The following is a 21452-nucleotide window of genomic DNA, read 5'->3' on the forward strand; positions in this document are numbered from 1 at the left end:
CAGGCATGAGCAGCGAGACGTTCCGGGTGGTACGGGGCAATCCCACGCCCGAGGAGCTGGCCGCCGCACTGGCGGTGGTCCGGCTGCGGGCGGCCGCGGGCGACGGCGGCGGCGGGTCCGACGCGCGTGGTACGGACGAGTGGGCGGGGCCCCGGCGGCTGCTCAAGCGGCGGCTGCCGCAGCCGGGGCCGTCGTCGTGGCGGACGTCGTACTGGCCGGCGTGAGCTGAGCCGGTGTGAGCTGAGCCCGCGCGAGCCGAGCCCGCGCGCGCCGAGCCCGTCCCAACCGGCCCGAAGCAGACGGCTGTTGGATCACATCCCGTAAAAACCCGCACGCACGTTCCCCCGGTCGTGGATCATTCTCTGGGCCGCGCCACTCCCCCGGCGCCCGGCCGCCACCGACCGGAGGAGCGATCGTGAACGCCGTGGACCTGGGTCGACTCCAGTTCGCCGTGACGGCACTCCTGCACTTCTCGTTCGTCGTGCTCACCCTGGGCCTCGCGCCCGTACTGGCCTGGCTCACCACCCGCGCCGCCTGGGCGCGCGACGCGGACAGGCGGGCCGTCCTGGAGCGGATGGCGCGCTTCTGGGGACAGGTCTACGTCGTCAACTACGCGCTGGGCATCGTCAGCGGACTGGTGATGGAGTTCCAGTTCGGCCTGAGCTGGACCGGCCTGTCCCGCCTCACCGGCGACGTCTTCGGCCGGACGCTGGCACTGGAGACGATCCTCGCCTTCTTCCTGGAGTCCACCTTCCTCGGCGTGTGGATCCTCGGCCGCGGGCGGCTGCCCCGCTGGGCGCACGTGGGATCGTTCTACGCCGTCACGCTGACCGCGTACGCCTCCGCGTTCTGGATCATGGTCACCAACGGCTTCCTCCAGCACCCCGTCGGCTACGCCCGCCGCCCCGACGGCACCATGCGCCTCACCGACCTCACCGCGCTCCTGGGCAACGAGGGCGCGCTGCCCGCCCTGATCCACCTCGCGACGGCGGCCCTCGCGGTGGCGGGCTTCCTGATGGCGGGCGCGAGCGCCTGGCAGTTCCTGCACGGTACGAGGGACCCGGAGGTCTTCCGCCGCTCCCTGCGCACCGGCGTGGTGGTGGGCCTGGCCGGGATCTGGCTGACGGTCGGCGACGGCTTCGCCCAACTGCGGTTCGTGGAGAGCCAGTCGGGCAAGAGCGCGGCGATCCACGGGGACACGGCCGCCCTCGCCCGCATCCAGGCCGACCTGGCGGAGCGCCTGGGCCCCGGCGAGCACGCACCGCCGGCCTGGCTGGCCCACGCCTACAACGGCATGCAGTCCATCGGCTACCTGTGCTGGCTGATCGCGGTGGTCGCCGCCTGCTTCTTCTTCCGCCGCCGGATCGAGCGCAGCCGCGTGCTGCTGCGGATCCTGCTGTTCGCGGTCCCGCTGCCGTACGTGGCGGTGCTCTGCGGCTGGCTGATCCGCGAGCTGGGCCGCCAGCCGTGGGCGGTGTACGGCCAACTCACCGTCACCGACGCCCTGTCGGACGTCTCGGCCGGCTCGATGCTCTTCTCGCTGCTGCTCTTCGCCGGGGCGCTGGGGGCGCTCGCGGTGACCGACTGGCTGCTGATCGCGCGGCTCGTCCGGCGCGGAACGGACCGGATGCTCCTCTGGACGACGGAGGACGAGGAAGCGGCGCGCGTCGCCCCCAAGGACCCTGTGAAAGAAGGGACTTCGCACTCGTGGACGTCATCTGGCTGACCGTGCTGGGCTTCCTGCTCGCCGGCTGGTTCGTGCTCGACGGATACACCCTGGGCGTCGGCATGCTGCTGCGGCGGCTCGGCCCCGAGGCCGGGGAGCGCCGGCTGCTGCTGGCGGGGGTGGGTCCGTACTTCCTCGCCGGCGAGGTGTGGCTGGTGGTCTTCGCGGGCGTACTCCTGGCCGCCTTCCCGGAGTTGGAGAAGGAGCTGTTCACCTCGCTGCGGCCGGTGGTCGTGGTGCTGGTGGTGTGCTGGGTGCTGCGCAGCTCCGCGCTGTGGCTGCGCCTGCGCCGCGACGGCGCCGGGTGGCAGCGCGGCTGGGAGCGGACCCTGGCCGGGGCGAGCGCGGGTCTGGCGGCGTGCTGGGGGCTGCTGCTGGGCAACGTGGCCCAGGGGCTGCCCGGCCGGGGCGCGTTCGCCGCGCTCACCCCGCTGCCGCTCGCCTGCGCGCTGACGCTGCCCGTACTGCTGGCCGTGCACGGGGCGACGGTCGGCGCGGCCCGTACGACGGGCGCCCTGAGCCTGCGCGCGGGCGCACTGGCCGGCCGCCTCGCCCTCCCGGCGGCGGGGCTGCTGGGGTGCACCGTGCTCACGGGTGCGCTCACGGCCGTACTCCGGGAGGACGCCGTGTCCGCGCCCCTGCCGGCGCTGGTGTGCGCGCTGGCCGCGGTGGCGGCGCTGGCCTGGGCCCGCACCCCCCTCGCCGGCACCGCGCACACCGCCGCGCTGCCCGCGACGGCGCTGGCGGCGGCGGCTCCGGCGCTGACGGTAGGCATCGCCGCCCACGACTCCCTGACCGCGCTGGCGGCCCCCCGCGACGCCCTGGACTCCCTCGCCCCCGCGCTGCTCCCGGCGCTGGCGCTGGTCGTGGCGGTCCAGGCCGGGGTGCTGTGGCTCTTCCGGGGGCGGGCGGACGGGCGCTCGACGGTGTTCTTCTGAGGCGGGCGGGCAGAGGGGGCCGGCAGGGGTGCGGCCAGAGGGCGCGCCGTCCCCGTTCGGGCTAATTGAGTACGGATACTCAGGCCCCGCCCCCGTCCCACCCCGCACCATCGGACGCATGCTGTGGTCCGACCCCTCCGACGAGCCCTCCCAGGAGCTGCGCGACGCGCAGGCGATGCTGCGCCGCGCTGGCCTGGTGCTCGCCTTCGCGGCGATCGTCGTCGCGCTCGTCGCGGTGCTCGGCCTGCTCTGAGGGATCGGGCGCCGCGGCCTCCCCCGAGACGCCCGAATGACACGACCCCGCAAGCGCGAGCACCCCCGCACCGCCTACGCTCAGGCCCCATGACCGCCCGGAAACTCATCCTCGCCTCCGCCTCCCCCGCCCGCCTGGAGCTGCTGAAGCAGGCCGGCTTCGATCCGCACGTCCTCGTCAGCGGCGTCGACGAGGACGCCGTCACCGCCGCCGACCCCGGCGAGCTGGCCCGCGTCCTCGCGGAGGCCAAGGCCGCAGCCGTCGCCGGGCGGCCGGAGGCCGAGGGCGCGCTCGTCATCGGCTGCGACTCCGTACTGGAGCTGGACGGCGAGGCGCTGGGCAAGCCCGCCGACGCCGAGGAGGCCGTCGCCCGCTGGAAGGCGATGCGCGGGCGCTCCGGGGTGCTGCAGACCGGGCACTGCCTGATCGACACCGCGAGCGGGCAGCGCATCTCCGCGACCGCCTCCACCACGGTGCACTTCGGCGAGCCGAGCGACGCCGAGATCGCGGCCTACGTGGCCACCGGCGAACCCCTCCACGTGGCGGGCGCGTTCACCCTCGACGGCCGCGCGGCGCCGTTCGTCGACGGCATCGCGGGCGACCACGGCAACGTCATCGGCCTCTCGCTGCCCCTCTTCCGCCGCCTGCTGGGCGAGCTGGGCCTGTCGGTCACCGAGCTGTGGGTCTGAGGGGCCGCCTGGTCCGTTACGAAACGGCCGGCACCGCCGGCGGCGCGTCCCGTACGTCGTCCGCCGGCGCCGGCCCGTAGGCCAGGACCGTGAAGACGACCAGCCCGCCCACGACGGCGAGCAGCGCGAAGGCGCCCCAGCCCACCAGGGCGGCGACCACGACGGCGAGCAGCGCGTGCACCACCGCCACCGAGACGAGCAGCAGGCGTACGAACCGCCCCGCCGCCGCCTCCCGCAGCGCCAGCCGCAGCGCGAACACCCCGGCCACGCACAGCAGTCCGCCCGTCAGCAGGCCGCCGCCGCGCACCACGCCCGACATCAGCCCGGTCTCCAGCCCGTCCAGCGACATGTTCTGCCGGTCGAGGAAGTCGGCCATCACCCACTGCACCCCGGCGATCCCGACGCCCTCCAGCATCAGCGCCACCCCGGTCACCACAGCCATGACCCGTCTGAGCGTCACCCCGGCACCTCCCTCTCCCCGTTCCCTTACCGTCCCCCGCACCGCCCGGAACGCTACTGAGCGGTACCGCTCCCGGCAAGGCGCGGGGCACGCGAAGTCAACGGGCAAAGATTCGCCGCCCGGTTAGTAGGGGTTCCACAAAGCAACCCCGCCGAGGGGGCCCTCACAGTGGCGAGACCTTGACCACACCCGTACCGCGCACACAGTGGCCGCTCCCGGGCGTACCTTGGGAACTTGAGGTCGTGCGGCCGTGCCCGCACCCCGACTCACCCTCCGTGTGGGCAAGCTCACGCCCCGGTCCGCCTCGGCGCGGTGTGTCCTCACTACCTAAAATCACGGGTGTTCCTAGGAGGGAGCCAACGTGCGCAAGGTGCTCATCGCCAACCGAGGCGAAATCGCTGTCCGGGTCGCCCGCGCCTGCCGGGACGCCGGGATCGCGAGTGTGGCCGTCTACGCCGAGCCGGACCGGGACGCGCTGCATGTCCGCGCCGCCGACGAGGCGTTCGCACTGGGCGGTGACACCCCGGCCACCAGCTATCTGGACATGGCCAAGGTCCTGAAGGCGGCAGCCGACTCGGGTGCGGACGCCGTCCACCCCGGTTACGGCTTCCTGTCGGAGAACGCCGACTTCGCGCAGGCGGTCATCGACGCGGGCCTGACCTGGATCGGCCCGCCCCCGCAGGCCATCCGCGACCTCGGCGACAAGGTCGCCGCCCGGCACATCGCCCAGCGCGCCGGCGCCCCGCTGGTCGCCGGCACCCCGGACCCGGTCTCCGGGGCCGAGGAGGTGGTGGCGTTCGCCCGCGAGAACGGCCTGCCCATCGCCATCAAGGCGGCCTTCGGCGGCGGCGGTCGGGGGCTGAAAGTGGCCCGTACGCTCGACGAGGTGCCGGAGCTGTACGAGTCGGCGGTCCGCGAGGCGGTCGCCGCCTTCGGCCGCGGCGAGTGCTTCGTCGAGCGCTACCTCGACAAGCCGCGCCACGTCGAGACGCAGTGCCTGGCCGACTCCCACGGCAACGTGGTCGTCGTCTCCACCCGCGACTGCTCGCTGCAGCGCCGCCACCAGAAGCTCGTCGAGGAGGCGCCCGCGCCGTTCCTCACGCCCGAGCAGAACGCCGAGCTGTACGCGGCGTCCAAGGCCATCCTGAAGGAGGCCGGCTACGTCGGCGCCGGCACGGTGGAGTTCCTGGTCGGCACGGACGGCACGATCTCCTTCCTGGAGGTCAACACCCGCCTGCAGGTGGAGCACCCGGTCACCGAGGAGGTCACCGGCATCGACCTCGTGCGCGAGATGTTCCGCATCGCGGACGGCGAGGAGCTGGGCTACGGGGACCCGGCGGTGCGCGGCCACTCCTTCGAGTTCCGTATCAACGGCGAGGACCCGGGCCGCGGCTTCCTCCCGGCGCCCGGCACGGTCACCCGGTTCGCCCCGCCGTCCGGCCCGGGCGTACGCCTGGACGCCGGCGTGGAGTCGGGCTCGGTCATCGGTCCGGCCTGGGACTCCCTGCTCGCCAAACTGATCGTCACCGGCGCCACCCGCGAGCAGGCGCTGCAGCGCGCCGCCCGCGCGCTGGCGGAGTTCGAGGTGGAGGGCATGGCCACGGCCGTCCCCTTCCACCGCGCGGTGGTGGCTGATCCGGCGTTCGCCCCCGAGGTGGCAGGCGACCCCTTCACGGTGCACACCCGGTGGATCGAGACGGAGTTCGACAACACGATCGCCCCCTTCGCCGGCGCCGGGACGGACGCCGAGGAGGAGTCCGGCCGCGAGACGGTGGTCGTGGAGGTCGGCGGCAAGCGCCTGGAGGTCTCCCTCCCGGCCGGTCTGGGCATGCAGATGGCCCGCACCGCCGCGGCGGGCGGCGCGCGCCCCAAGCGCAAGGCGGTCAAGAAGGCCGGCGCCGCGGCCTCCGGCGACACCCTGGCCTCCCCGATGCAGGGCACGGTCGTGAAGGTCGCGGTCGAGGAGGGCCAGCAGGTCAGCGAGGGCGACCTCATCATCGTCCTGGAGGCGATGAAGATGGAGCAGCCCCTCAACGCCCACCGCTCCGGCACCGTCAAGGGCCTGGGCGTCGAGGTGGGCGCGGCCCTGACCTCGGGCGCGGCGATCTGCGAGATCAAGGACTGACGGCCGTACGGCAGACGAGCCCCCCGGTGCACTCGGCACCGGGGGGCTCGTCGTGTGCACAACTGTCGTACGACTACGCCACCGACCGCGAAACCCTTGCTCCACCGGCCGGTTGTACGGTACGGACCCCCGCGGCCCCCGCGCTCACCGCCGCCGGGGCGCCAGGTCCGCCACCGCCGCCGCCCGCAACTGCGGGGCCGCACCCGCCCCGTTGGGGCGGACCCGGCGCTGGCCCGGCAGCGCGACCTCGCCGCGCGCCATCCGCGCCGGGCGCGCCTGCTCACCGGGGAGCTGGGCCGAGCCCGCGACGGAGATCTGCACCCCCTGGTCGGCGAGCGCCTGCAACTCCGTGGCGGCACGCTCCTCCCCGGGGGGCGGCTCGTCCGTCACCAGGCGCGTGATCACGTCCGTGGGCACGGTCTGGAACATGGTGTCCGTCCCCAGCTTGGTGTGGTCGGCCAGGACCACCACCTCGGCCGCCGCCTGCACCAGCGCCCGGTCCACGCTCGCGGAGAGCATGTTGGACGTGGACAGCCCGCGCTCGGCCGTGAGGCCGCTGCCGGAGAGGAAGGCGCGCGAGACCCGCAGCCCCTGCAGGGACTGCTCGGCGCCGCTGCCCACCAGCGCGTAGTTCGAGCCACGCAGCGTGCCGCCGGTCATCACGACCTCGACACGGTTGGCGTGGGCCAACGCCTGCGCCACGAGCAGGGAGTTGGTGACCACGGTGAGGCCCGGCACCCGGGCGAGACGACGCGCCAGCTCCTGCGTCGTCGTCCCGGCGCCGACCACGACGGCCTCGCCCTCGGAGACGAATCCGGCCGCGATGTCGGCGATCGCCGTCTTCTCCGCGGTCGCTAGATGGGATTTCTGCGGGAAGCCGGACTCGCGGGTGAACCCACCCGGCAGCACCGCACCGCCATGCCGGCGGTCGAGGAGTCCTTCGGCCTCCAGGGCCCGTACGTCGCGACGCACGGTGACTTCGGAGGTCTGGACGACACGGGCTAGCTCCCGGAGGGATACCGCCCCGTTGGCGCGCACCATTTCCAGGATCAACTGACGACGTTCTGCAGCGAACACAAAACTGACGGTAACGCGATCGACCGACTTGTTTCAGCTCTTTGCGCCGATTAGCGAAAGCTGTCCATACCGCTTGACCGATGATGGTATACGCGCCGCAAGACCGCCCGGAAACCCGTGCGCAGTCGGCTCGGAGCTACGACTGCAGCTTGCGTCCGTGCAGTTGGCGGGCCACTTCGGCGATCGAACCCGACAGCGAGGGATAGACCGTGAAGGCGTTCGCGATCTGCTCCACGGTCAGATTGTTGTCCACCGCGATCGAGATGGGATGGATGAGTTCACTCGCACGGGGAGCGACGACCACCCCGCCCACCACGATTCCCGTCCCCGGCCGGCAGAAGAGCTTCACGAAACCGTCGCGGATGCCCTGCATCTTGGCGCGCGGGTTGCGCAGCAGCGGCAGCTTCATGCCCACCGCCTCGATCCGGCCCGCGTCGATGTCGGCCTGCTGGTAGCCGACGGTGGCGATCTCGGGGTCGGTGAAGACGTTGCCGGAGACGGCCTTGAGGTCCAGCGGGGTGACCGAGTCGCCCAGGAAGTGGTACATCGCGATCCGGCCCTGCATCGCGGCGACGGAGGCGAGCGCGAAGACGCCCGTGACGTCACCGGCGGCGTAGATGCCGGGGGCGGACGTACGCGAGACGCGGTCGGTGACGATGTGGCCGGAATCGGTCAGCCCGACACCGGCCTCGGCCAGGCCCATGCCGTCGCTGTTGGGGATGGCGCCGACGGCCATCAGGCAGTGCGTACCGGAGATGGTCCGCCCGTCGGCCAGGGTGACCTCCACCCGGTCGCCCACCCGCTTGGCGGAGGCGGCGCGCGAGCGGGCCATGACGTTCATGCCGCGGCGGCGGAAGACGTCCTCCAGCACGGCGGCGGCGTCGGGGTCCTCGCCGGGCAGCACGCGCTCGCGGCTGGAGACGAGGGTGACCTTGGAGCCGAGCGCCTGGTACGCGCCGGCGAACTCGGCGCCCGTGACGCCGGAGCCGACCACGATCAGCTCCTCGGGCAGCTCCTCCAGGTCGTAGACGTGCTTCCAGTTCAGGATGCGCTCGCCGTCGGGCAGCGCGTCGGGCAGCTCGCGCGGGGTGCCGCCGGTGGCGACGAGCACGGCGTCGGCGACCAGCTCGCGCACGGTGCCGTCCGCGGCGGTGACCGTGACCTGGCGCGAGCCGTCCGGGTTCTGGGTGGGGCCGACGCGGCCGCGGCCGCGCAGCACCTTGCCGCCGGCGCGGGTCACGGCGGCGGTGATGTCGTGCGACTGGGCCAGCGCGAGGCGCTTGACACGCCGGTTGACCTTGCCGAGGTCGACGCCGACGACCCGCGCGGACTGCTCCAGCGGCGGGGTGTCGTCGGCGACGAGGATGCCCAGCTCCTCGTGCGAGGAGTCGAAGTTCGTCATGACCTCGGCCGTGGCGATGAGCGTCTTGGACGGCACGCAGTCGGTCAGCACCGACGCGCCGCCCAGGCCGTCGCAGTCGACGACCGTCACCTCCGCGCCGAGTTGGGCCGCCACCAGGGCAGCTTCGTATCCGCCGGGTCCGCCACCGATGATCACGATCCGAGTCACGTACCCCATTGTCCCGTACGCACCCCGCCGCCTCCGCCCGGGGGGCGCCGTACGGGGGCGGGCGGCGGCGCGGCGGCGGACGCGGGGAGTCACCGTCCGTACGCCCTTCGCACCACCCGAGCCGCCAACCCACTTCTACGCGCGTAGGATCAGCGCCGTGAACGCATCAGTTTCCTCTGACCCCAAGGGCGCGGCCAAGGCCGCAGCCGAAGAGCTGCGCCGGATCACCGGCGCCGAGACCCACGACGTCGCGCTCGTCATGGGCTCCGGCTGGGTGCCGGCGGCGGAGGCGCTCGGCGTGCCCGAAGCCGAGTTCCCGGTGACCGACCTGCCCGGTTTCCCGGCGCCGTCGGTCGAGGGCCACGCGGGCACGGTCCGCAGCTACCTCGTCGGGGACAAGCGGGTGCTGGTCTTCCTGGGCCGCAGCCACTACTACGAGTCGCGCGACGTGGCCGCCGTCTCCCACGGCGTGCGCACCGCCGTCGCGGCGGGCTGCGGCACCATCGTGCTGACCAACGGCTGCGGCGGCCTGCGCGAGGGCATGCGCCCCGGCCAGCCGGTGCTGATCAGCGACCACATCAACCTGACGGCGACCTCCCCGATCGTCGGCGCGAACTTCGTGGACCTCACCGGCCTCTACTCCCCGCGCCTGCGCGAGCTGTGCAAGGAGGTGGACCCCACCCTGGAGGAGGGCGTCTACGTCCAGCTCCCCGGCCCGCACTACGAGACCCCGGCGGAGATCGAGATGATCCGCCGCCTCGGCGGCGACCTGGTCGGCATGTCCACCACGCTGGAGGCCATCGCCGCCCGCGAGGCCGGCGCGGACGTCCTGGGCATCTCCCTGGTGACGAACCTCGCCGCCGGCATGACGGGCGAACCCCTCAACCACGAGGAGGTCCTCCAGGCCGGCAAGGACTCCGCCGCGCAGATGGGCGCCCTCCTCGCCGACGTACTGCCCCGCCTCTAAGCGAAGCCCCCACCCCCACCCCGGCCGGCCCCCGGAAAGGACCACCCCCGTGGCAGAGCACGCAGACCTGAACTCCGAGGCGGCGGCCTGGCTCGCCGAGGACCCGGACCCCGAGACGCGCGCCGAGCTGGCCGCGCTGATCGAGGCCGGTGACGCGGAGGCGCTGGCGGACCGTTTCGCCGGGACGCTGCAGTTCGGCACGGCGGGACTGCGCGGCGAACTGGGCGCGGGCCCGATGCGGATGAACCGCGCGGTGGTCATCCGAGCGGCGGCGGGCCTGGCCGCGTACCTGAAGAAGCAGGGCGTGCCCCACAACACCCCAGACGCCGGACTGGTGGTCATCGGCTACGACGCCCGCCACAAGAGCGACGAGTTCGCCCGCGACACCGCCGCCGTGATGACCGGCGCCGGCCTGCGCGCCGCGCTGCTCCCCGGCCCGCTGCCCACCCCGGTGCTGGCCTTCGCGATCCGCCACCTGGGCGCGGTCGCGGGCGTCGAGGTCACCGCGAGCCACAACCCGCCGCGCGACAACGGCTACAAGGTCTACCTGGGCGACGGCTCGCAGATCGTGCCCCCCGCCGACGCGGAGATCGCGGCGGAGATCGAAGCGGTGGGCCCCCTCGCCACCGTCCCCCGCCCCCGGTCCGGTTGGGAGACCCTGGGCCAGGAGGCCCTGGAGGCGTACCTCGACCGGGCGGCCTCCGTCGTCGCCCCCGGCAGCCCCCGCGACCTGCGCGTGGTCCACACCGCCCTGCACGGCGTGGGCGCCGAGACCCTGCGCGAGGCGTTCGTACGGGCCGGCTTCGACGCCCCGATCCCGGTGGCCGAACAGGCCCTCCCCGACCCGGAGTTCCCCACCGTCGCCTTCCCCAACCCGGAAGAACCCGGCGCGATGGACCTGGCCTTCGCCACCGCCCGCGCCCACACCCCCGACCTGATCATCGCCAACGACCCCGACGCCGACCGCTGCGCCGTCGCGATCCCCGACGCCCAGGCCCCCGCCGGCTGGCGCATGCTGCGCGGCGACGAGGTGGGCGCCCTCCTGGCCACCCACCTGGTCAACAAGGGCGCCCGGGGCACCCTGGCCGCCTCGATCGTCTCCTCCTCCCTCCTCGGCAGAATCGCCGAAGAAGCAGGACTGCCCTACGAGGAGACCCTGACCGGCTTCAAGTGGCTCTCCCGCGTGGACAACCTCCGCTTCGGCTACGAGGAGGCCCTCGGCTACTGCGTGGACCCCGACGGCGTACGCGACAAGGACGGCATCACCGCGGCCCTGGAAATCGCGGAACTGGCAGCAGAGCTGAAGTCGGAGAACCGCACCCTCCAGGACCTCCTGGACGACCTGGCCCTCCGCCACGGCCTGCACGCAACCGACCAGCTCTCGGTCCGCGTGGAAGACCTCTCCCTGATCGCCACCGCGATGGACCGCCTCCGCACCCACCCCCCCACCGAACTGGCGGGCCTCCAGGTAACCACCGCAGAAGACCTGGCCAAGGGCACAGACCTCCTCCCCCCCACAGACGGCCTGCGCTACCACCTGTCAGGCGACGACACCCGAGGCATCGAAAAAGCCCGAGTGATCGTCCGCCCCAGCGGCACAGAACCCAAACTGAAGTGCTACCTGGAAACAGTGATCCCGGTCCCCACCCCCACCGACCTCCCCGCAGCCCACACCCGAGCAGCAGAAACCCTGGCAGCAATCAAAAAAGACCTGGCCCAGTCAGCGGGAATCTAAAGAAACCCACCCAAGCACAACGGAAACGGCCCGACCCCAGCGAGGGGCCCGGCTCGAGAACGCCCCCAAGCGCAACAGGAAGCCGGCCGCCGGTGTGAGGGGCCCGGAACGACGACTCCGAAAAGACCCTCCGCAACGCAGGCCCCCGACAGAGCAGCAAATCGACCGATGGCCAGTACATCCCTATGGCTTTTCGGAGTTGTCGTGGAGAGGCCCCGCCCCCACGACGAAGCAGCCCCCCGTAGAGAGGCGCAGCCTCACCGCCCCCCGAACCCCGCAGCCAACGGCATCCGCAACCCCAACGGCGGCGGCGCAGCCAACGCATCGGTCACAGGCCGACTGAAGTCCCGCTCGAAAAGACACCCCACCACGAAGTCAGCGGCCAACGCGGTGACTTCCCCCCGATGCTGAGCAAGCGCATGCCCATCGGAGTGCACCTCAAAGCGGCACACATCCCGATTCCCCTTCTTCACCCGCTCGGCAAGCCGATACGACACCTCAGGCCCGACATACGCGTCATCGGTCCCATGAACGATCAGCACCCGCCGCCCACCCAACTGCTTGACCGGCTCCTCGCCCACCGCGCCCGCAGGCAGCCACGGCGCCAGCGCCACCGCGCACACCACAGCCGAATGCCCCGCGGCCCGCAACGCAGCCCGCCCACCCATATCGACCCCGACGAGCGCCACCGGCACATCCCCGTGCCGACGCACGACCTCGTCCACGGCCCACAGCGCGTCCTGGACGGGATCGGCGTCCTCCCCGTTCCACCCGCGCATGCGGTACCGCACCACGTGCGCGGCGAGCCCGTCCTCCCCGCCCGCCCGCACCAGCCCCCGGGCCAGCGGCAGCAGCGCCGCACCGGCCCGCCACGTGGAGCGCCGTACACCCAGTGCCTCACCGGCGGGCAGCAGCAGGACAACCCCCTGCGGCGCACCCCCCGGCCCCAGGGGCCGGCCAAGCGCCGCCTTGCGGGAGCGGCCCGCGACCTCGGAACGCGTCAGCATGGCGCCACCCTGGCAGATGCCGCCACCTTGCGGTACCCGTCGGAGGGAACCTCCCTCCCGCCCTCGCACGCCCGTACCGGCGTACACCTGGACCATGCTCCCGAACCGCCCGCCGAACCCCCATCTCTACGCGCGTAGCCCTGCTGGCGCTATGGTGCGGGGATGAAGAGCGAGACCCTGGGGGTACCCACCCCCGAGCAGATCAAGCGCGCCCCCAAGGTGCTGCTGCACGACCACCTCGACGGCGGGCTGCGGCCCAGGACGATCGTGGAGCTGGCCGCCGAGGGCGGCTACACGCAACTGCCCGAGACCGACCCGGAGAAGCTCGGGACCTGGTTCCGGGAGGCCGCCGACTCCGGCTCGCTGGAGCGGTACCTGGAGACGTTCGCGCACACCTGCGCGGTGATGCAGACCCGCGAGGCGCTGGTGCGGGTGGCCGCCGAGTGCGCGCAGGACCTGGCCGCCGACGGGGTGGTGTACGCCGAGGTGCGCTACGCGCCCGAGCAGCACCTGGAGGGCGGCCTGACCCTGGAGGAGGTCGTCGAGGCGGTCAACGAGGGCTTCCGCGAGGGCGAGCGCCGCGCGAAGGAGCAGGGCCACCGCATCCGCGTCGGCGCGCTGCTCACCGCGATGCGCCACGCCGCCCGCGCGCTGGAGATCGCCGAGCTGGCCAACCGCTACCGGGGCGAGGGGGTCGTCGGCTTCGACATCGCCGGCGCGGAGGCGGGGCACCCGCCGACCCGGCACCTGGACGCCTTCGAGTACCTCAAGCGCGAGAACAACCACTTCACGATCCACGCCGGCGAGGCCTTCGGGCTGCCGTCGATCTGGCAGGCGCTGCAGTGGTGCGGCGCGGACCGGCTCGGGCACGGGGTGCGGATCATCGACGACATCGAGGTCGCGGAGGACGGCAGCGTCACCCTCGGCCCGCTGGCGGCGTACGTGCGCGACAAGCGGATCCCGCTGGAGATGTGCCCCTCGTCCAACCTGCAGACCGGGGCGGCGAGTTCGTACGACGAGCACCCGATCGGGCTGCTGCGCAAGCTGCATTTCCGCACCACGGTGAACACCGACAACCGGCTGATGAGCGGGACGAGCATGAGTCGGGAGTTCGAGCACCTGGCGGAGGCGTTCGGCTACACGCTGGACGATATGCAGTGGTTCACCGTCAACGCGATGAAGTCCGCGTTCATTCCTTTCGATGAACGACTCGCCATGATCAACGAGGTCATCAAGCCCGGTTACGCGGAGCTGAAGTCGGAATGGCTTTTCCGCTAGGGGCCGTTGACCTGCACCGCAGTGGAATCTGATCACTGATCCTATGAACACGCGATGGGGCCGTACGGGTAGAACTCCCGGCGGCCTCGGGGTGTTTGGGGCGGCGCGGCGTTTTGCAATTGACCGCGCCCCGTGCTGCTAGCTTCGGAAAAGTCCGAGGCGGAAACGGGGACTTCCGGCCCGCCTCGGCGAGACGCGCTGTTCCAGGCGACTTCCAGCCGACGAGGACGAGGATCGAATTTCCATGAAGACCCGCAGGATTCTGGGTGCCACGCTGCTCGGTGCGGCCTTCGCCGCCGTGTCGGCGGGCGCCGCCAACGCCGCGGACACCCCGGTCGCACTGCCGAAGATCGATGTCACCGGTCTCGGTACGACCATCAGCCTCCCCGACGCGCTGCTGAGCGAGACCGACGGCCTCACCGACGTCGCCGGCCTCGACGAGGGCACGCTGACCGAGGTCACCGAGCACCCCGTCCACACGGTCGCCGACCTGGGCGACGCGACGCTTGAGGACGTCGCCTACGCCGACCCGTCCATGACGGTCGACGGCCTCTACGAGAACCTGGGCGGCCTCACCCGCTGACGCACGACCGCGAGGGCCGCGCCCCCCGTCCGGGGGGCGCGGCCCTCGCGCGTGCGCGGTCACCGGGGCGGCGTCGCACCGCCCCCGCCCATGCCGCCGTCCTTGCCGCCGTCCTTGCCGAGCTGCTCCTTGACCTTGGCCTGCGCGGTGTCGACGTGCTTGCGGTACTTGCCGTGGGTCTTGCGGTCGACCAGGTCCCCGGCCTTGTCGACGGCCTGCGAGACGTGCTTCTCGTGGCCCTTCAACTTCTGCTTGAGCTTGTCGATCATGGACATGGTGGCTCCTTAGCTTCCTGCCCCCTCCAGCATCCCGACTCCACGCCGGAACTGCATCCGCATCCCCCGGACCTGCGGTTTCCCACAGCTCCCGCCCATGAGCCTGCCCACACCCGCGCCCGCTATCCCCGCTGGGGGGATCACGTACGGGTGGCCGTGCGCGCCGCCCTACGACCGCGTCGCGGTCGCGCACCCCTCGTCCGAGGCCGCGCCGCCCCCTCTGATCGAGGTGCTGCGGTCGTACGGGTCGACCTCGGGACCGTCGCTCCTGGCCGCCTGCTCCGTGCCGAACGGAGGGGTGAGGTAGCCGGTGGGTGCGCCACAGCCGCCGTTGGTCATGTCGACCTTGTACGAGACGAGGGAGAAGGTCCCCGGCTCGGTGATCACCTTCGAGGGGTCGTCCCAGTTCAGCACCACCTCGCGCCGCACGATCGTCCGGACGACCTCGTCGCCGCCCGCCGCCGGCGCGACGGGGTACACGTACGTGACGTCGCCGGCCACCTGGAGCGCGCCGCGCTCGCCCTCCCGGTACGTGAGCCGGCCCCGGGTCTTGACCACGTCCCCGACGAGGCGCGTGTGGGAGGGGTCGAACCGGCTGAAGAGCAGCAGCGGGTCGTCCTGCGCGCTCGGCGCGCGGAACGCCGCCCGGAGGTAGGACTGGACGTCCTTCTGGTGCGGGCTGATCAGCGCGGTCGCCTTTCCGGGACGTCCGCCCCGCAGCACCTCGGGATCCAGGCTGGCGGCAGCGAGGAAGTCCCGGGTCCGCCCCAGCGCCCGTGCCACCTGCGCCCGGTCCATCCAGCCGGTCGCCCTGGCCTCCGGCACTGTGATCCCGGCCGCGCCGTCCGACCAGCGGGCGGCGGGCGAGCCCCTGAACGGGTCGTCGGGCGTGGGCCGTTGATCGCTCTCCGCAGGGGGCGCCTGGCTCGGGCGCTCCGACTCCGCGGCGAGGGGCGTGCCGGCCGGGCCGCCGTCGAACCAGCCGACCACCCGCCCCGGGTCCAGCGCCACGGCCAGCAGCGCCACCGAGGCCAGCAGCCCGACCGCGTACCAGCCCCTCTTCCGGCCGGGCCGGGCCGGCGGGTGCGGGCGCCGCACCTGCGCGCCCGCGGGCTCCTCCCGCAGCCGCTGCCTCTCGCTCCTGACCCACGCGGACGGCTCCCTGGGAGCGTCCGCCGTACCGGCTGCCGCATCCCGCAGAAAGCGCTCCCATTCCTCGTCAGGCACGGACGAACCGCCCTGACCCCCACCCGTCTTCACACCGGACTCCCTGCCTAGCGAACCGCTCCCGTCCCCGCTCCGGGGCGCGTCGCATGATGGCACGGCGTCCCGCGGCGCCCACCGCCCGGCCCGGGACGGAAACCCGGTGGCGCTCCCGGGCCCGCAGCCGCGATCATGCGGTTCATGAGTGAGCAACCCGAGCGGTGGACCCAGGCGAGCGTCTACCCCGATATGTGGACCGATCCGGGCGATGATCCGCGTGAGAGCGAAGGGGCGCCGCCCGAAGGGGAGTTGGCGACGCTGCAGGACTATCTGGCGAACTACCGGATGACCCTGCTGATGAAGTGCGAGGGGCTCACGCCGGAGCAGTTGGCGATGCGGTCGGTGCCGCCGTCGACCATGTCGCTGCTCGGGCTGGTCCGGCATCTCGCCGAGGTGGAGCGGGACTGGATCGGCTGGCTCGGCCACGAGCCGCTGCCGAAGCTCTACGGCGTGCGCGACGGGGACTTCGACGGGGCCGTCGCCGACCAGGCCGTGGTCGACGCCTCCTACGCCGACCTGAAGCGCGAGCAGGCCGCGATGGACGCCGCGCTGGCCGGGTTCCAGGACCTGGGCGAGCGGGTCGGCAAGGACCGGATCTCGATCCGGGAGCTGCTCGTGCACCGCGTCGAGGAGTACGCCCGCCACTGCGGCCACGCGGACCTGCTGCGCGAGTGCGTGGACGGCCGGGTGGGGCAGTAGAGCGGGGCGGAGTCCCGTCCCAACTCCTGGGGCGGTCCTACGCGTTCAGGGTCAGCCGGAGCGCCCCCCGGACGTGCTTCCGGCGTGTGCCGCCCGCGCGGGTCCGGCGCCGCAGCGCCGCCCGTACCGCCGGGACCACCGCGAGGTGTGCCACCGCGACGCCCGCCGTGTTGAGCAGCAGCGCGTCCACGTCCCCGACCTGGCCGGGGATCGTGGTGCGCAGCAGCTCCACCGCGAGCGAGAGCATCGCGGCGGCGAAGACCGTACGGGCCAGGGAGCCGGCCGTGGAGACGTACAGCCGGCCGGCGAGCAGCGGCAGCAGCACGCCCAGCGGGGCCAGGAGCAGCAGCCCGCCGCCGAGGCCGGCGACCGCCTCCCAGCCGCCCGCCGCGAGGTCGGTGCGGATGGTGTGCAGGGGTCGCAGGTTCGTGCCGTGCACCCACGGCGGGGAGGCGGGGCGCAGCGTGAACCACCAGACAAGGGCCAGCTGGCCCGCGAGGAGCACGGCCGCCGCCGCACGGATCGCTACCGGTGCCCGCCACGCGGGCGCTTGACGCTGCACACCGTCGAAGACGCCGCGGAAAGCCGCCGCGGTTCCGCTTCCGGCGGGCGCGGCTGCCGTACGGGGAGACGAGGCCGCCGGAGGGGCCGGTCGCCCTACCCCTCCACTCCCACCGCCGACTTCGCCGCCGCGATCCGCTCCAGCGCCTCGCGCTTGTCGCAGGCGTACGCGCCCAGGTCGGTCTGGCGGGCGACGACCGCCGGCTCGGCGCGCATCAGGCGCCAGCCGCGGCGGACCAGGACGTGCGGGGCCTTGCGCCCCTCGCGCAGGTCGCGCAGGAGGCGGCGGCGGAAAGTGCGCACCGCGCCCCGGTGCAGGCAGATCGCGTCCGCCAGCAGGCCGCGCGTCGCGCAGGCGGCCGCGATCTCCGCGGCGAAGATGCCCTCCGCGACGAAGATCCGCGCCGCCCCGAGGTCGAGGACCTCGCGGCCGGTGACCGCGCTCAGCCCGAGGTCGTACACCGGGGTGTCGGTGCGGCCGGTGCGGCACAGCTCCTCGATCGCCGTGACGGCCGCCGCGGCGTTCCACGACGAGGGGGCGTCCCAGTCGACGCCCAGGTCGCCGGGGAGGCGGGGCAGCGTGGGGTCGCCGGCCTCCTTGTAGAAGTCGTCCAGGCGCAGCGCGGGAAGTCCCGCCTCGGCGGCGAGGTGGGACTTCCCGGAACCGGAGGGACCGGTGAGGAGGATGACGCGGCGGTGCGGGTCGGGCATCAGTACGCCGAGCCCCCGACGCCCAGCGAGCCCGTGGGGTGCCAGACCGTCTTGGTCTCCAGGAAGGCGGCCAGCCGGGTCAGGCCCGGGTCGGCCGCCCAGTCGTCCCGGCCGGGGCGCAGCACGCGCTTGAGGTTGTCCGCCGAGGCGACCTCCAGCTCCACCGCCAGCTCCGGCGGAGCGCCGGTGAGGTCGATGGCGTTGACGTCCTGGTGCGCGGCCAGCGTCGGGGCGAGCTCGGCGGTGCGGCCGGCGAGGATGTTGACCGTGCCGCCGGGGACGTCGGAGGTGGCCAGCACCTCGCCCAGGGAGAGCGCCGGCAGGGGGTGCTTCTCGGAGGCGACGACGACGGCCGTGTTGCCGGTGGCGATCACGGGGGCGAGGACCGAGACCAGGCCCAGCAGCGAGGAGCGCTGCGGGGCCAGGACGGCGACGACGCCGGTGGGCTCGGGGGTGGAGAGGTTGAAGAACGGGCCGGCGACCGGGTTCGTACCACCCATGACCTGCGTGAACTTGTCCGTCCACCCGGCGTACCAGACCCAGCGGTCGATTGCCGCGTCCACCTGGGCGGCGGCCTTGGCCTTCGACAGCCCCTCGGCCTCGGCGACCTCGGCGGTGTACTGCTCGCGGCGGCCCTCCAGCATCTCCGCGACGCGGTAGAGGATCTGGCCCCGGTTGTACGCGGTCGCGCCCGACCAGGCGCCGAACGCCTTGCGGGCGGCGACGACCGCGTCGCGGGCGTCCTTGCGCGAGGACTGCGGGGCGTTCGCCAGCCAGCGGTCCTTCGCGTCAGACACCTCGTACACCCGTCCGCTCTCGGAGCGGGGGAACGTACCCCCGACGAAGTTCTTGTAGGTCTTCAGGACGGGCAGCCGCCCGTTGTCCGATGCGCTCATCACTCACTCGCCTTCGACTTCGACGGGGCGGACGGGGCGGGCCGCTCGGTGGGCGCCGCGGGGGCGAGGTACGCCTCCAGGCCCTGCCGGCCGCCCTCGCGGCCGAATCCCGACTCCTTGTAGCCGCCGAACGGCGAGGTCGGGTCGAACTTGTTGAAGGTGTTGGCCCAGATCACCCCGGCCCGCAGGCCGTCGGCGACCGCCAGGATGCGCGAGCCCTTCTCCGTCCAGATGCCGGCGGAGAGCCCGTACTGGCTGTTGTTGGCCTTGGCGACCGCCTCCGCGGGGGTGCGGAAGGTCAGCACGGACAGCACCGGGCCGAAGATCTCCTCGCGGGCGATGCGGTGCGCCTGGGTGACGTCGGTGAAGAGCGTCGGCGCGAACCAGAAGCCGTCCTGGGGGATCTCGCACGGCGCGGTCCAGCGCTGCGCGCCCTCCGCTTCGCCCGATTCGGCCAGCTCGGTGATACGGGCCAGCTGCTCGGCGGAGTTGATCGCGCCGATGTCGGTGTTCTTGTCGAGCGGGTCGCCCAGGCGCAGGGTGGACAGCCGGCGCTTGAGGGAGTCGAGCAGCTCGTCGCGGATCGACTCCTGGACCAGGAGGCGCGAGCCGGCGCAGCAGACCTGGCCCTGGTTGAAGAAGATGCCGTTGACGATGCCCTCGACGGCCTGGTCGATGGGGGCGTCGTCGAAGACGATGTTGGCGCCCTTGCCGCCCAGCTCCAGGGTGAGCTTCTTGTCCGTACCGGCGACGGCGCGGACGATCGCCTTGCCGACGGCCGTGGAGCCGGTGAAGGCGACCTTGTCGACGCCCTCGTGCTCGACCAGCGCGGCGCCCGTGGCGCCGTCACCGGTGAGGATGTTGACGACGCCGCGCGGCAGTCCGGCCTGGCGGCAGATGTCGGCGAAGAACAGCGCGCTCAGCGGGGTGGTCTCGGCGGGCTTGAGGACCACGGTGTTGCCGGCGGCCAGCGCGGGGGCGATCTTCCAGGCCAGCATCAGCAGCGGGAAGTTCCACGGGATGACCTGGCCGGCCACGCCCAGCGGGCGCGGGCCCGGGCCCAGGCCCGCGTGGTCGAGCTTGTCGGCCCAGCCCGCGTAGTAGAAGAAGTGCGCGGCGACCAGGGGGAGGTCGGCGTCGCGGGTCTCGCGGATGGGCTTGCCGTTGTCGAGGGTCTCCAGGACGGCCAGCTCGCGCGAGCGCTCCTGGATGATGCGGGCGATGCGGAAGAGGTACTTCCCGCGCTCGGCGCCGGGGAGCGCGGCCCAGGCGGGGAACGCCTTGCGGGCGGCCTTCACCGCGCGGTCCACGTCCGCCTGGCCGGCCTGGGCGACCTCGGCCAGGACCTCCTCGGTCGAGGGGGAGATCGTCTTGAAGACCTTGCCGTCGGCCGCCTCGGTGAACTCGCCGTCGACGAAGAGCCCGTAGGAGGGGGCGATGTCCACGACGGACCGCGACTCGGGCGCGGGGGCGTACTCGAACGCCCGGGATGTGCTGCTTGCCATCTCGATCAGTCCACCGTCACGTAGTCGGGTCCGGAGTAACGGCCGGTGCTCAGCTTCTGGCGCTGCATGAGCAGGTCGTTGAGCAGGGAGGAGGCGCCGAAGCGGAACCACTCGTTGCTGAGCCAGTCCTCGCCGACGGTCTCGTTGACCAGCACCAGGAACTTGATCGCGTCCTTGGTGGTACGGATCCCGCCGGCCGGCTTCACCCCGACCTGCGTGCCGGTCAGCTCCCGGAAGTCGCGGACGGCCTCCAGCATGAGGAGGGTGTTGGCGGGGGTGGCGTTGACGGCGACCTTGCCGGTGGAGGTCTTGATGAAGTCCGCCCCGGCCAGCATCCCGAGCCAGGAGGCCCGGCGGATGTTGTCGTACGTGCTCAGCTCGCCGGTCTCGAAGATCACCTTCAGCCGGGCCTCGCCACTGGCCTCCTTGACCGCCCTGATCTCCTCGAAGACGTCGAGGTAGCGGCCGGTGAGGAAGGCGCCCCGGTCGATGACCATGTCGATCTCGTCGGCGCCGGCGGCGACCGCGTCGCGGGTGTCCGCGAGCTTCACCGGCAGCGCGGCGCGGCCGGCGGGGAACGCGGTGGCGACGGAGGCGACCTTCACACCGGAGCCCTTGACGGCCTCGGCGGCGACGCCGGCCATGTCGGGGTAGACGCAGATGGCGGCGACCTGGGGGGTGCTGCGGTCCAGGGGGTCGGGGTTGCGGCCCTTGGCGCACAGGGAGCGCACCTTGCCGGCGGTGTCGGCGCCCTCCAGCGTGGTCAGGTCGATCATGGAGATCGCCAGGTCGATGGCGTACTCCTTGGCCGTGGTCTTGATGGACCGGGTGCCCAGGGACGCCGCGCGCGCCTCAAGGCCGACGGGGTCCACACCGGGAAGCCCGTGCAGGAAGCGGCGGAACGCGGCGTCGGAGGAGGTGACCTCCGTGGCGAGGCGCTCGGCGGTCGTGTTGGTGGACATGCTCACCAGGGCAGCATATCTACACGCGTAGCGGCGCGTCAGCCGGTGGATCCGGTGGCGGGGGTGGTAGGGCGCGGTCGGCGGGCAGGCGGAACGCCGTAAGCGGAATGAGTGCCACCGGATCGATGCCGTACCGCGATCTGCGCACAGCGGACTCTGGGGCACAATCGAG

General features: G+C 72.8%; 22 protein-coding genes. 11 read left to right on the forward strand and 11 right to left on the reverse strand.

What is annotated here, in order from left to right; all coding sequences use genetic code 11:
- Positions 1-5 precede the first annotated feature (5 nt).
- From ACFQLX_RS03865 to ACFQLX_RS03885, 5 genes are all read left to right on the forward strand, one after another.
- On the forward strand, positions 6-224 hold the full coding sequence (locus ACFQLX_RS03865; protein ID WP_386411906.1) for an acyl-CoA carboxylase subunit epsilon: 219 nt from the start codon (positions 6-8) through the stop codon (positions 222-224).
- A 191-nt stretch (positions 225-415) separates the two neighbouring features.
- On the forward strand, positions 416-1726 hold the full coding sequence (locus ACFQLX_RS03870) for a cytochrome ubiquinol oxidase subunit I (protein WP_386411908.1): 1311 nt from the start codon (positions 416-418) through the stop codon (positions 1724-1726).
- Positions 1708-2664, forward strand: a complete 957-nt coding sequence (locus tag ACFQLX_RS03875; protein WP_386411910.1) for a cytochrome d ubiquinol oxidase subunit II — start codon at positions 1708-1710, stop codon at positions 2662-2664. The genes ACFQLX_RS03870 and ACFQLX_RS03875 overlap by 19 nt, the downstream gene beginning before the upstream one ends.
- Positions 2665-2782: 118 nt before the next feature.
- Positions 2783-2917, forward strand: a complete 135-nt coding sequence (mmpB, locus tag ACFQLX_RS03880; protein ID WP_386411912.1) for a morphogenic membrane protein MmpB — start codon at positions 2783-2785, stop codon at positions 2915-2917.
- 89 nt (positions 2918-3006) lie between these two features.
- Entirely contained in the window at positions 3007-3606 is a 600-nt protein-coding gene (locus ACFQLX_RS03885) for a Maf family protein (RefSeq protein ID WP_386411914.1), read from the forward strand.
- A gap of 16 nt (positions 3607-3622) precedes the next feature.
- On the opposite strand, the gene ACFQLX_RS03890 is transcribed toward ACFQLX_RS03885, so the two are convergent.
- Positions 3623-4048: a hypothetical protein gene (locus ACFQLX_RS03890; protein ID WP_386411916.1), complete on the reverse strand. Its 426-nt coding sequence runs from the start codon at positions 4046-4048 to the stop codon at positions 3623-3625.
- 379 nt (positions 4049-4427) lie between these two features.
- Here ACFQLX_RS03890 and ACFQLX_RS03895 point away from each other — a divergent pair, with 379 nt between their 5' ends.
- Positions 4428-6191: an acetyl/propionyl/methylcrotonyl-CoA carboxylase subunit alpha gene (locus tag ACFQLX_RS03895; protein ID WP_386411918.1), complete on the forward strand. Its 1764-nt coding sequence runs from the start codon at positions 4428-4430 to the stop codon at positions 6189-6191.
- A 144-nt stretch (positions 6192-6335) separates the two neighbouring features.
- Here ACFQLX_RS03895 and ACFQLX_RS03900 read toward each other — a convergent pair whose 3' ends face one another.
- Together ACFQLX_RS03900 and ACFQLX_RS03905 are read right to left on the reverse strand one after the other, a co-directional pair.
- The gene (locus ACFQLX_RS03900; protein ID WP_386412113.1) at positions 6336-7232 is read right to left on the reverse strand and encodes a DeoR/GlpR family DNA-binding transcription regulator; all 897 of its coding nucleotides are present in this window, start codon (positions 7230-7232) and stop codon (positions 6336-6338) included.
- Positions 7233-7404: 172 nt separating this feature from the next.
- Positions 7405-8847: an NAD(P)H-quinone dehydrogenase gene (locus tag ACFQLX_RS03905; RefSeq protein ID WP_386411920.1), complete on the reverse strand. Its 1443-nt coding sequence runs from the start codon at positions 8845-8847 to the stop codon at positions 7405-7407.
- 148 nt (positions 8848-8995) lie between these two features.
- Between ACFQLX_RS03905 and ACFQLX_RS03910 the strand changes: the two genes are divergently transcribed.
- Both ACFQLX_RS03910 and ACFQLX_RS03915 read left to right on the forward strand, forming a co-directional pair.
- Entirely contained in the window at positions 8996-9805 is an 810-nt protein-coding gene (locus tag ACFQLX_RS03910; RefSeq protein WP_386411922.1) for a purine-nucleoside phosphorylase, read from the forward strand.
- A 49-nt stretch (positions 9806-9854) separates the two neighbouring features.
- Positions 9855-11540: a phospho-sugar mutase gene (locus ACFQLX_RS03915; protein ID WP_386411924.1), complete on the forward strand. Its 1686-nt coding sequence runs from the start codon at positions 9855-9857 to the stop codon at positions 11538-11540.
- Between the two features lie 257 nt (positions 11541-11797).
- Here ACFQLX_RS03915 and ACFQLX_RS03920 read toward each other — a convergent pair whose 3' ends face one another.
- The gene (locus ACFQLX_RS03920) at positions 11798-12547 is read right to left on the reverse strand and encodes a dienelactone hydrolase family protein (protein ID WP_386411926.1); all 750 of its coding nucleotides are present in this window, start codon (positions 12545-12547) and stop codon (positions 11798-11800) included.
- 162 nt (positions 12548-12709) lie between these two features.
- On the opposite strand from ACFQLX_RS03920, the gene ACFQLX_RS03925 reads away from it, so the two are divergent.
- Together ACFQLX_RS03925 and ACFQLX_RS03930 are read left to right on the forward strand one after the other, a co-directional pair.
- Positions 12710-13825, forward strand: coding sequence for an adenosine deaminase (locus tag ACFQLX_RS03925; protein ID WP_386411927.1), 1116 nt, complete (start codon positions 12710-12712; stop codon positions 13823-13825).
- Between the two features lie 244 nt (positions 13826-14069).
- Entirely contained in the window at positions 14070-14408 is a 339-nt protein-coding gene (locus ACFQLX_RS03930) for a hypothetical protein (RefSeq protein WP_386411929.1), read from the forward strand.
- Positions 14409-14467: 59 nt separating this feature from the next.
- On the opposite strand, the gene ACFQLX_RS03935 is transcribed toward ACFQLX_RS03930, so the two are convergent.
- Together ACFQLX_RS03935 and ACFQLX_RS03940 are read right to left on the reverse strand one after the other, a co-directional pair.
- A complete protein-coding gene (locus ACFQLX_RS03935) occupies positions 14468-14683 on the reverse strand; it encodes an antitoxin (RefSeq protein WP_386411931.1) in 216 nt (71 codons plus the stop codon).
- 168 nt (positions 14684-14851) lie between these two features.
- Complete coding sequence (locus tag ACFQLX_RS03940) at positions 14852-15910, reverse strand: hypothetical protein (RefSeq protein WP_386411933.1); 1059 nt, start codon at positions 15908-15910, stop codon at positions 14852-14854.
- A gap of 168 nt (positions 15911-16078) precedes the next feature.
- Here ACFQLX_RS03940 and ACFQLX_RS03945 point away from each other — a divergent pair, with 168 nt between their 5' ends.
- On the forward strand, positions 16079-16645 hold the full coding sequence (locus ACFQLX_RS03945; protein ID WP_386411935.1) for a DinB family protein: 567 nt from the start codon (positions 16079-16081) through the stop codon (positions 16643-16645).
- A gap of 37 nt (positions 16646-16682) precedes the next feature.
- Here ACFQLX_RS03945 and ACFQLX_RS03950 read toward each other — a convergent pair whose 3' ends face one another.
- The 5 genes from ACFQLX_RS03950 to deoC all read right to left on the reverse strand — a co-directional run bounded on the left by ACFQLX_RS03950 (position 16683) and on the right by deoC (position 21280).
- The gene (locus tag ACFQLX_RS03950; protein WP_386411937.1) at positions 16683-17150 is read right to left on the reverse strand and encodes a VanZ family protein; all 468 of its coding nucleotides are present in this window, start codon (positions 17148-17150) and stop codon (positions 16683-16685) included.
- A 152-nt stretch (positions 17151-17302) separates the two neighbouring features.
- Positions 17303-17917: a uridine kinase gene (locus ACFQLX_RS03955; RefSeq protein ID WP_386411939.1), complete on the reverse strand. Its 615-nt coding sequence runs from the start codon at positions 17915-17917 to the stop codon at positions 17303-17305.
- Positions 17917-18813, reverse strand: a complete 897-nt coding sequence (locus ACFQLX_RS03960; RefSeq protein ID WP_386411941.1) for an aldehyde dehydrogenase family protein — start codon at positions 18811-18813, stop codon at positions 17917-17919. Before ACFQLX_RS03960 ends, ACFQLX_RS03955 begins: the two co-directional genes overlap by 1 nt.
- Positions 18813-20318 carry an aldehyde dehydrogenase family protein gene (locus ACFQLX_RS03965; RefSeq protein WP_386411943.1) on the reverse strand — a complete coding sequence of 502 codons (1506 nt, stop codon included), beginning with the start codon at positions 20316-20318 and terminating at the stop codon, positions 18813-18815. Before ACFQLX_RS03965 ends, ACFQLX_RS03960 begins: the two co-directional genes overlap by 1 nt.
- A gap of 5 nt (positions 20319-20323) precedes the next feature.
- Positions 20324-21280: a deoxyribose-phosphate aldolase gene (gene deoC, locus ACFQLX_RS03970; protein WP_386412115.1), complete on the reverse strand. Its 957-nt coding sequence runs from the start codon at positions 21278-21280 to the stop codon at positions 20324-20326.
- Positions 21281-21452: the final 172 nt, after the last annotated feature.

This window comes from Streptomyces polyrhachis, assembly GCF_042663125.1.
In the GTDB taxonomy this organism is placed as follows: Bacteria; Actinomycetota; Actinomycetes; order Streptomycetales; family Streptomycetaceae; genus Streptomyces; species Streptomyces polyrhachii.

What these genes read in the sequence shown, in the direction of transcription:
- ACFQLX_RS03945 (WP_386411935.1), top strand. Translation starts at nt 16,079, where the DNA reads ATGCGGTTCATGAGTGAGCAACCCGAGCGGTGGACCCAGGCGAGCGTC.
- ACFQLX_RS03965 (WP_386411943.1), bottom strand. Translation starts at nt 20,318, where the DNA reads ATGGCAAGCAGCACATCCCGGGCGTTCGAGTACGCCCCCGCGCCCGAG.
- ACFQLX_RS03960 (WP_386411941.1), bottom strand. Translation starts at nt 18,813, where the DNA reads ATGAGCGCATCGGACAACGGGCGGCTGCCCGTCCTGAAGACCTACAAG.
- ACFQLX_RS03865 (WP_386411906.1), top strand. Translation starts at nt 6, where the DNA reads ATGAGCAGCGAGACGTTCCGGGTGGTACGGGGCAATCCCACGCCCGAG.
- ACFQLX_RS03905 (WP_386411920.1), bottom strand. Translation starts at nt 8,847, where the DNA reads ATGGGGTACGTGACTCGGATCGTGATCATCGGTGGCGGACCCGGCGGA.
- ACFQLX_RS03885 (WP_386411914.1), top strand. Translation starts at nt 3,007, where the DNA reads ATGACCGCCCGGAAACTCATCCTCGCCTCCGCCTCCCCCGCCCGCCTG.
- ACFQLX_RS03955 (WP_386411939.1), bottom strand. Translation starts at nt 17,917, where the DNA reads ATGCCCGACCCGCACCGCCGCGTCATCCTCCTCACCGGTCCCTCCGGT.
- ACFQLX_RS03925 (WP_386411927.1), top strand. Translation starts at nt 12,710, where the DNA reads ATGAAGAGCGAGACCCTGGGGGTACCCACCCCCGAGCAGATCAAGCGC.
- ACFQLX_RS03930 (WP_386411929.1), top strand. Translation starts at nt 14,070, where the DNA reads ATGAAGACCCGCAGGATTCTGGGTGCCACGCTGCTCGGTGCGGCCTTC.
- ACFQLX_RS03920 (WP_386411926.1), bottom strand. Translation starts at nt 12,547, where the DNA reads ATGCTGACGCGTTCCGAGGTCGCGGGCCGCTCCCGCAAGGCGGCGCTT.
- deoC (WP_386412115.1), bottom strand. Translation starts at nt 21,280, where the DNA reads ATGTCCACCAACACGACCGCCGAGCGCCTCGCCACGGAGGTCACCTCC.
- ACFQLX_RS03890 (WP_386411916.1), bottom strand. Translation starts at nt 4,048, where the DNA reads ATGGCTGTGGTGACCGGGGTGGCGCTGATGCTGGAGGGCGTCGGGATC.
- ACFQLX_RS03935 (WP_386411931.1), bottom strand. Translation starts at nt 14,683, where the DNA reads ATGTCCATGATCGACAAGCTCAAGCAGAAGTTGAAGGGCCACGAGAAG.
- mmpB (WP_386411912.1), top strand. Translation starts at nt 2,783, where the DNA reads ATGCTGTGGTCCGACCCCTCCGACGAGCCCTCCCAGGAGCTGCGCGAC.
- ACFQLX_RS03900 (WP_386412113.1), bottom strand. Translation starts at nt 7,232, where the DNA reads ATGGTGCGCGCCAACGGGGCGGTATCCCTCCGGGAGCTAGCCCGTGTC.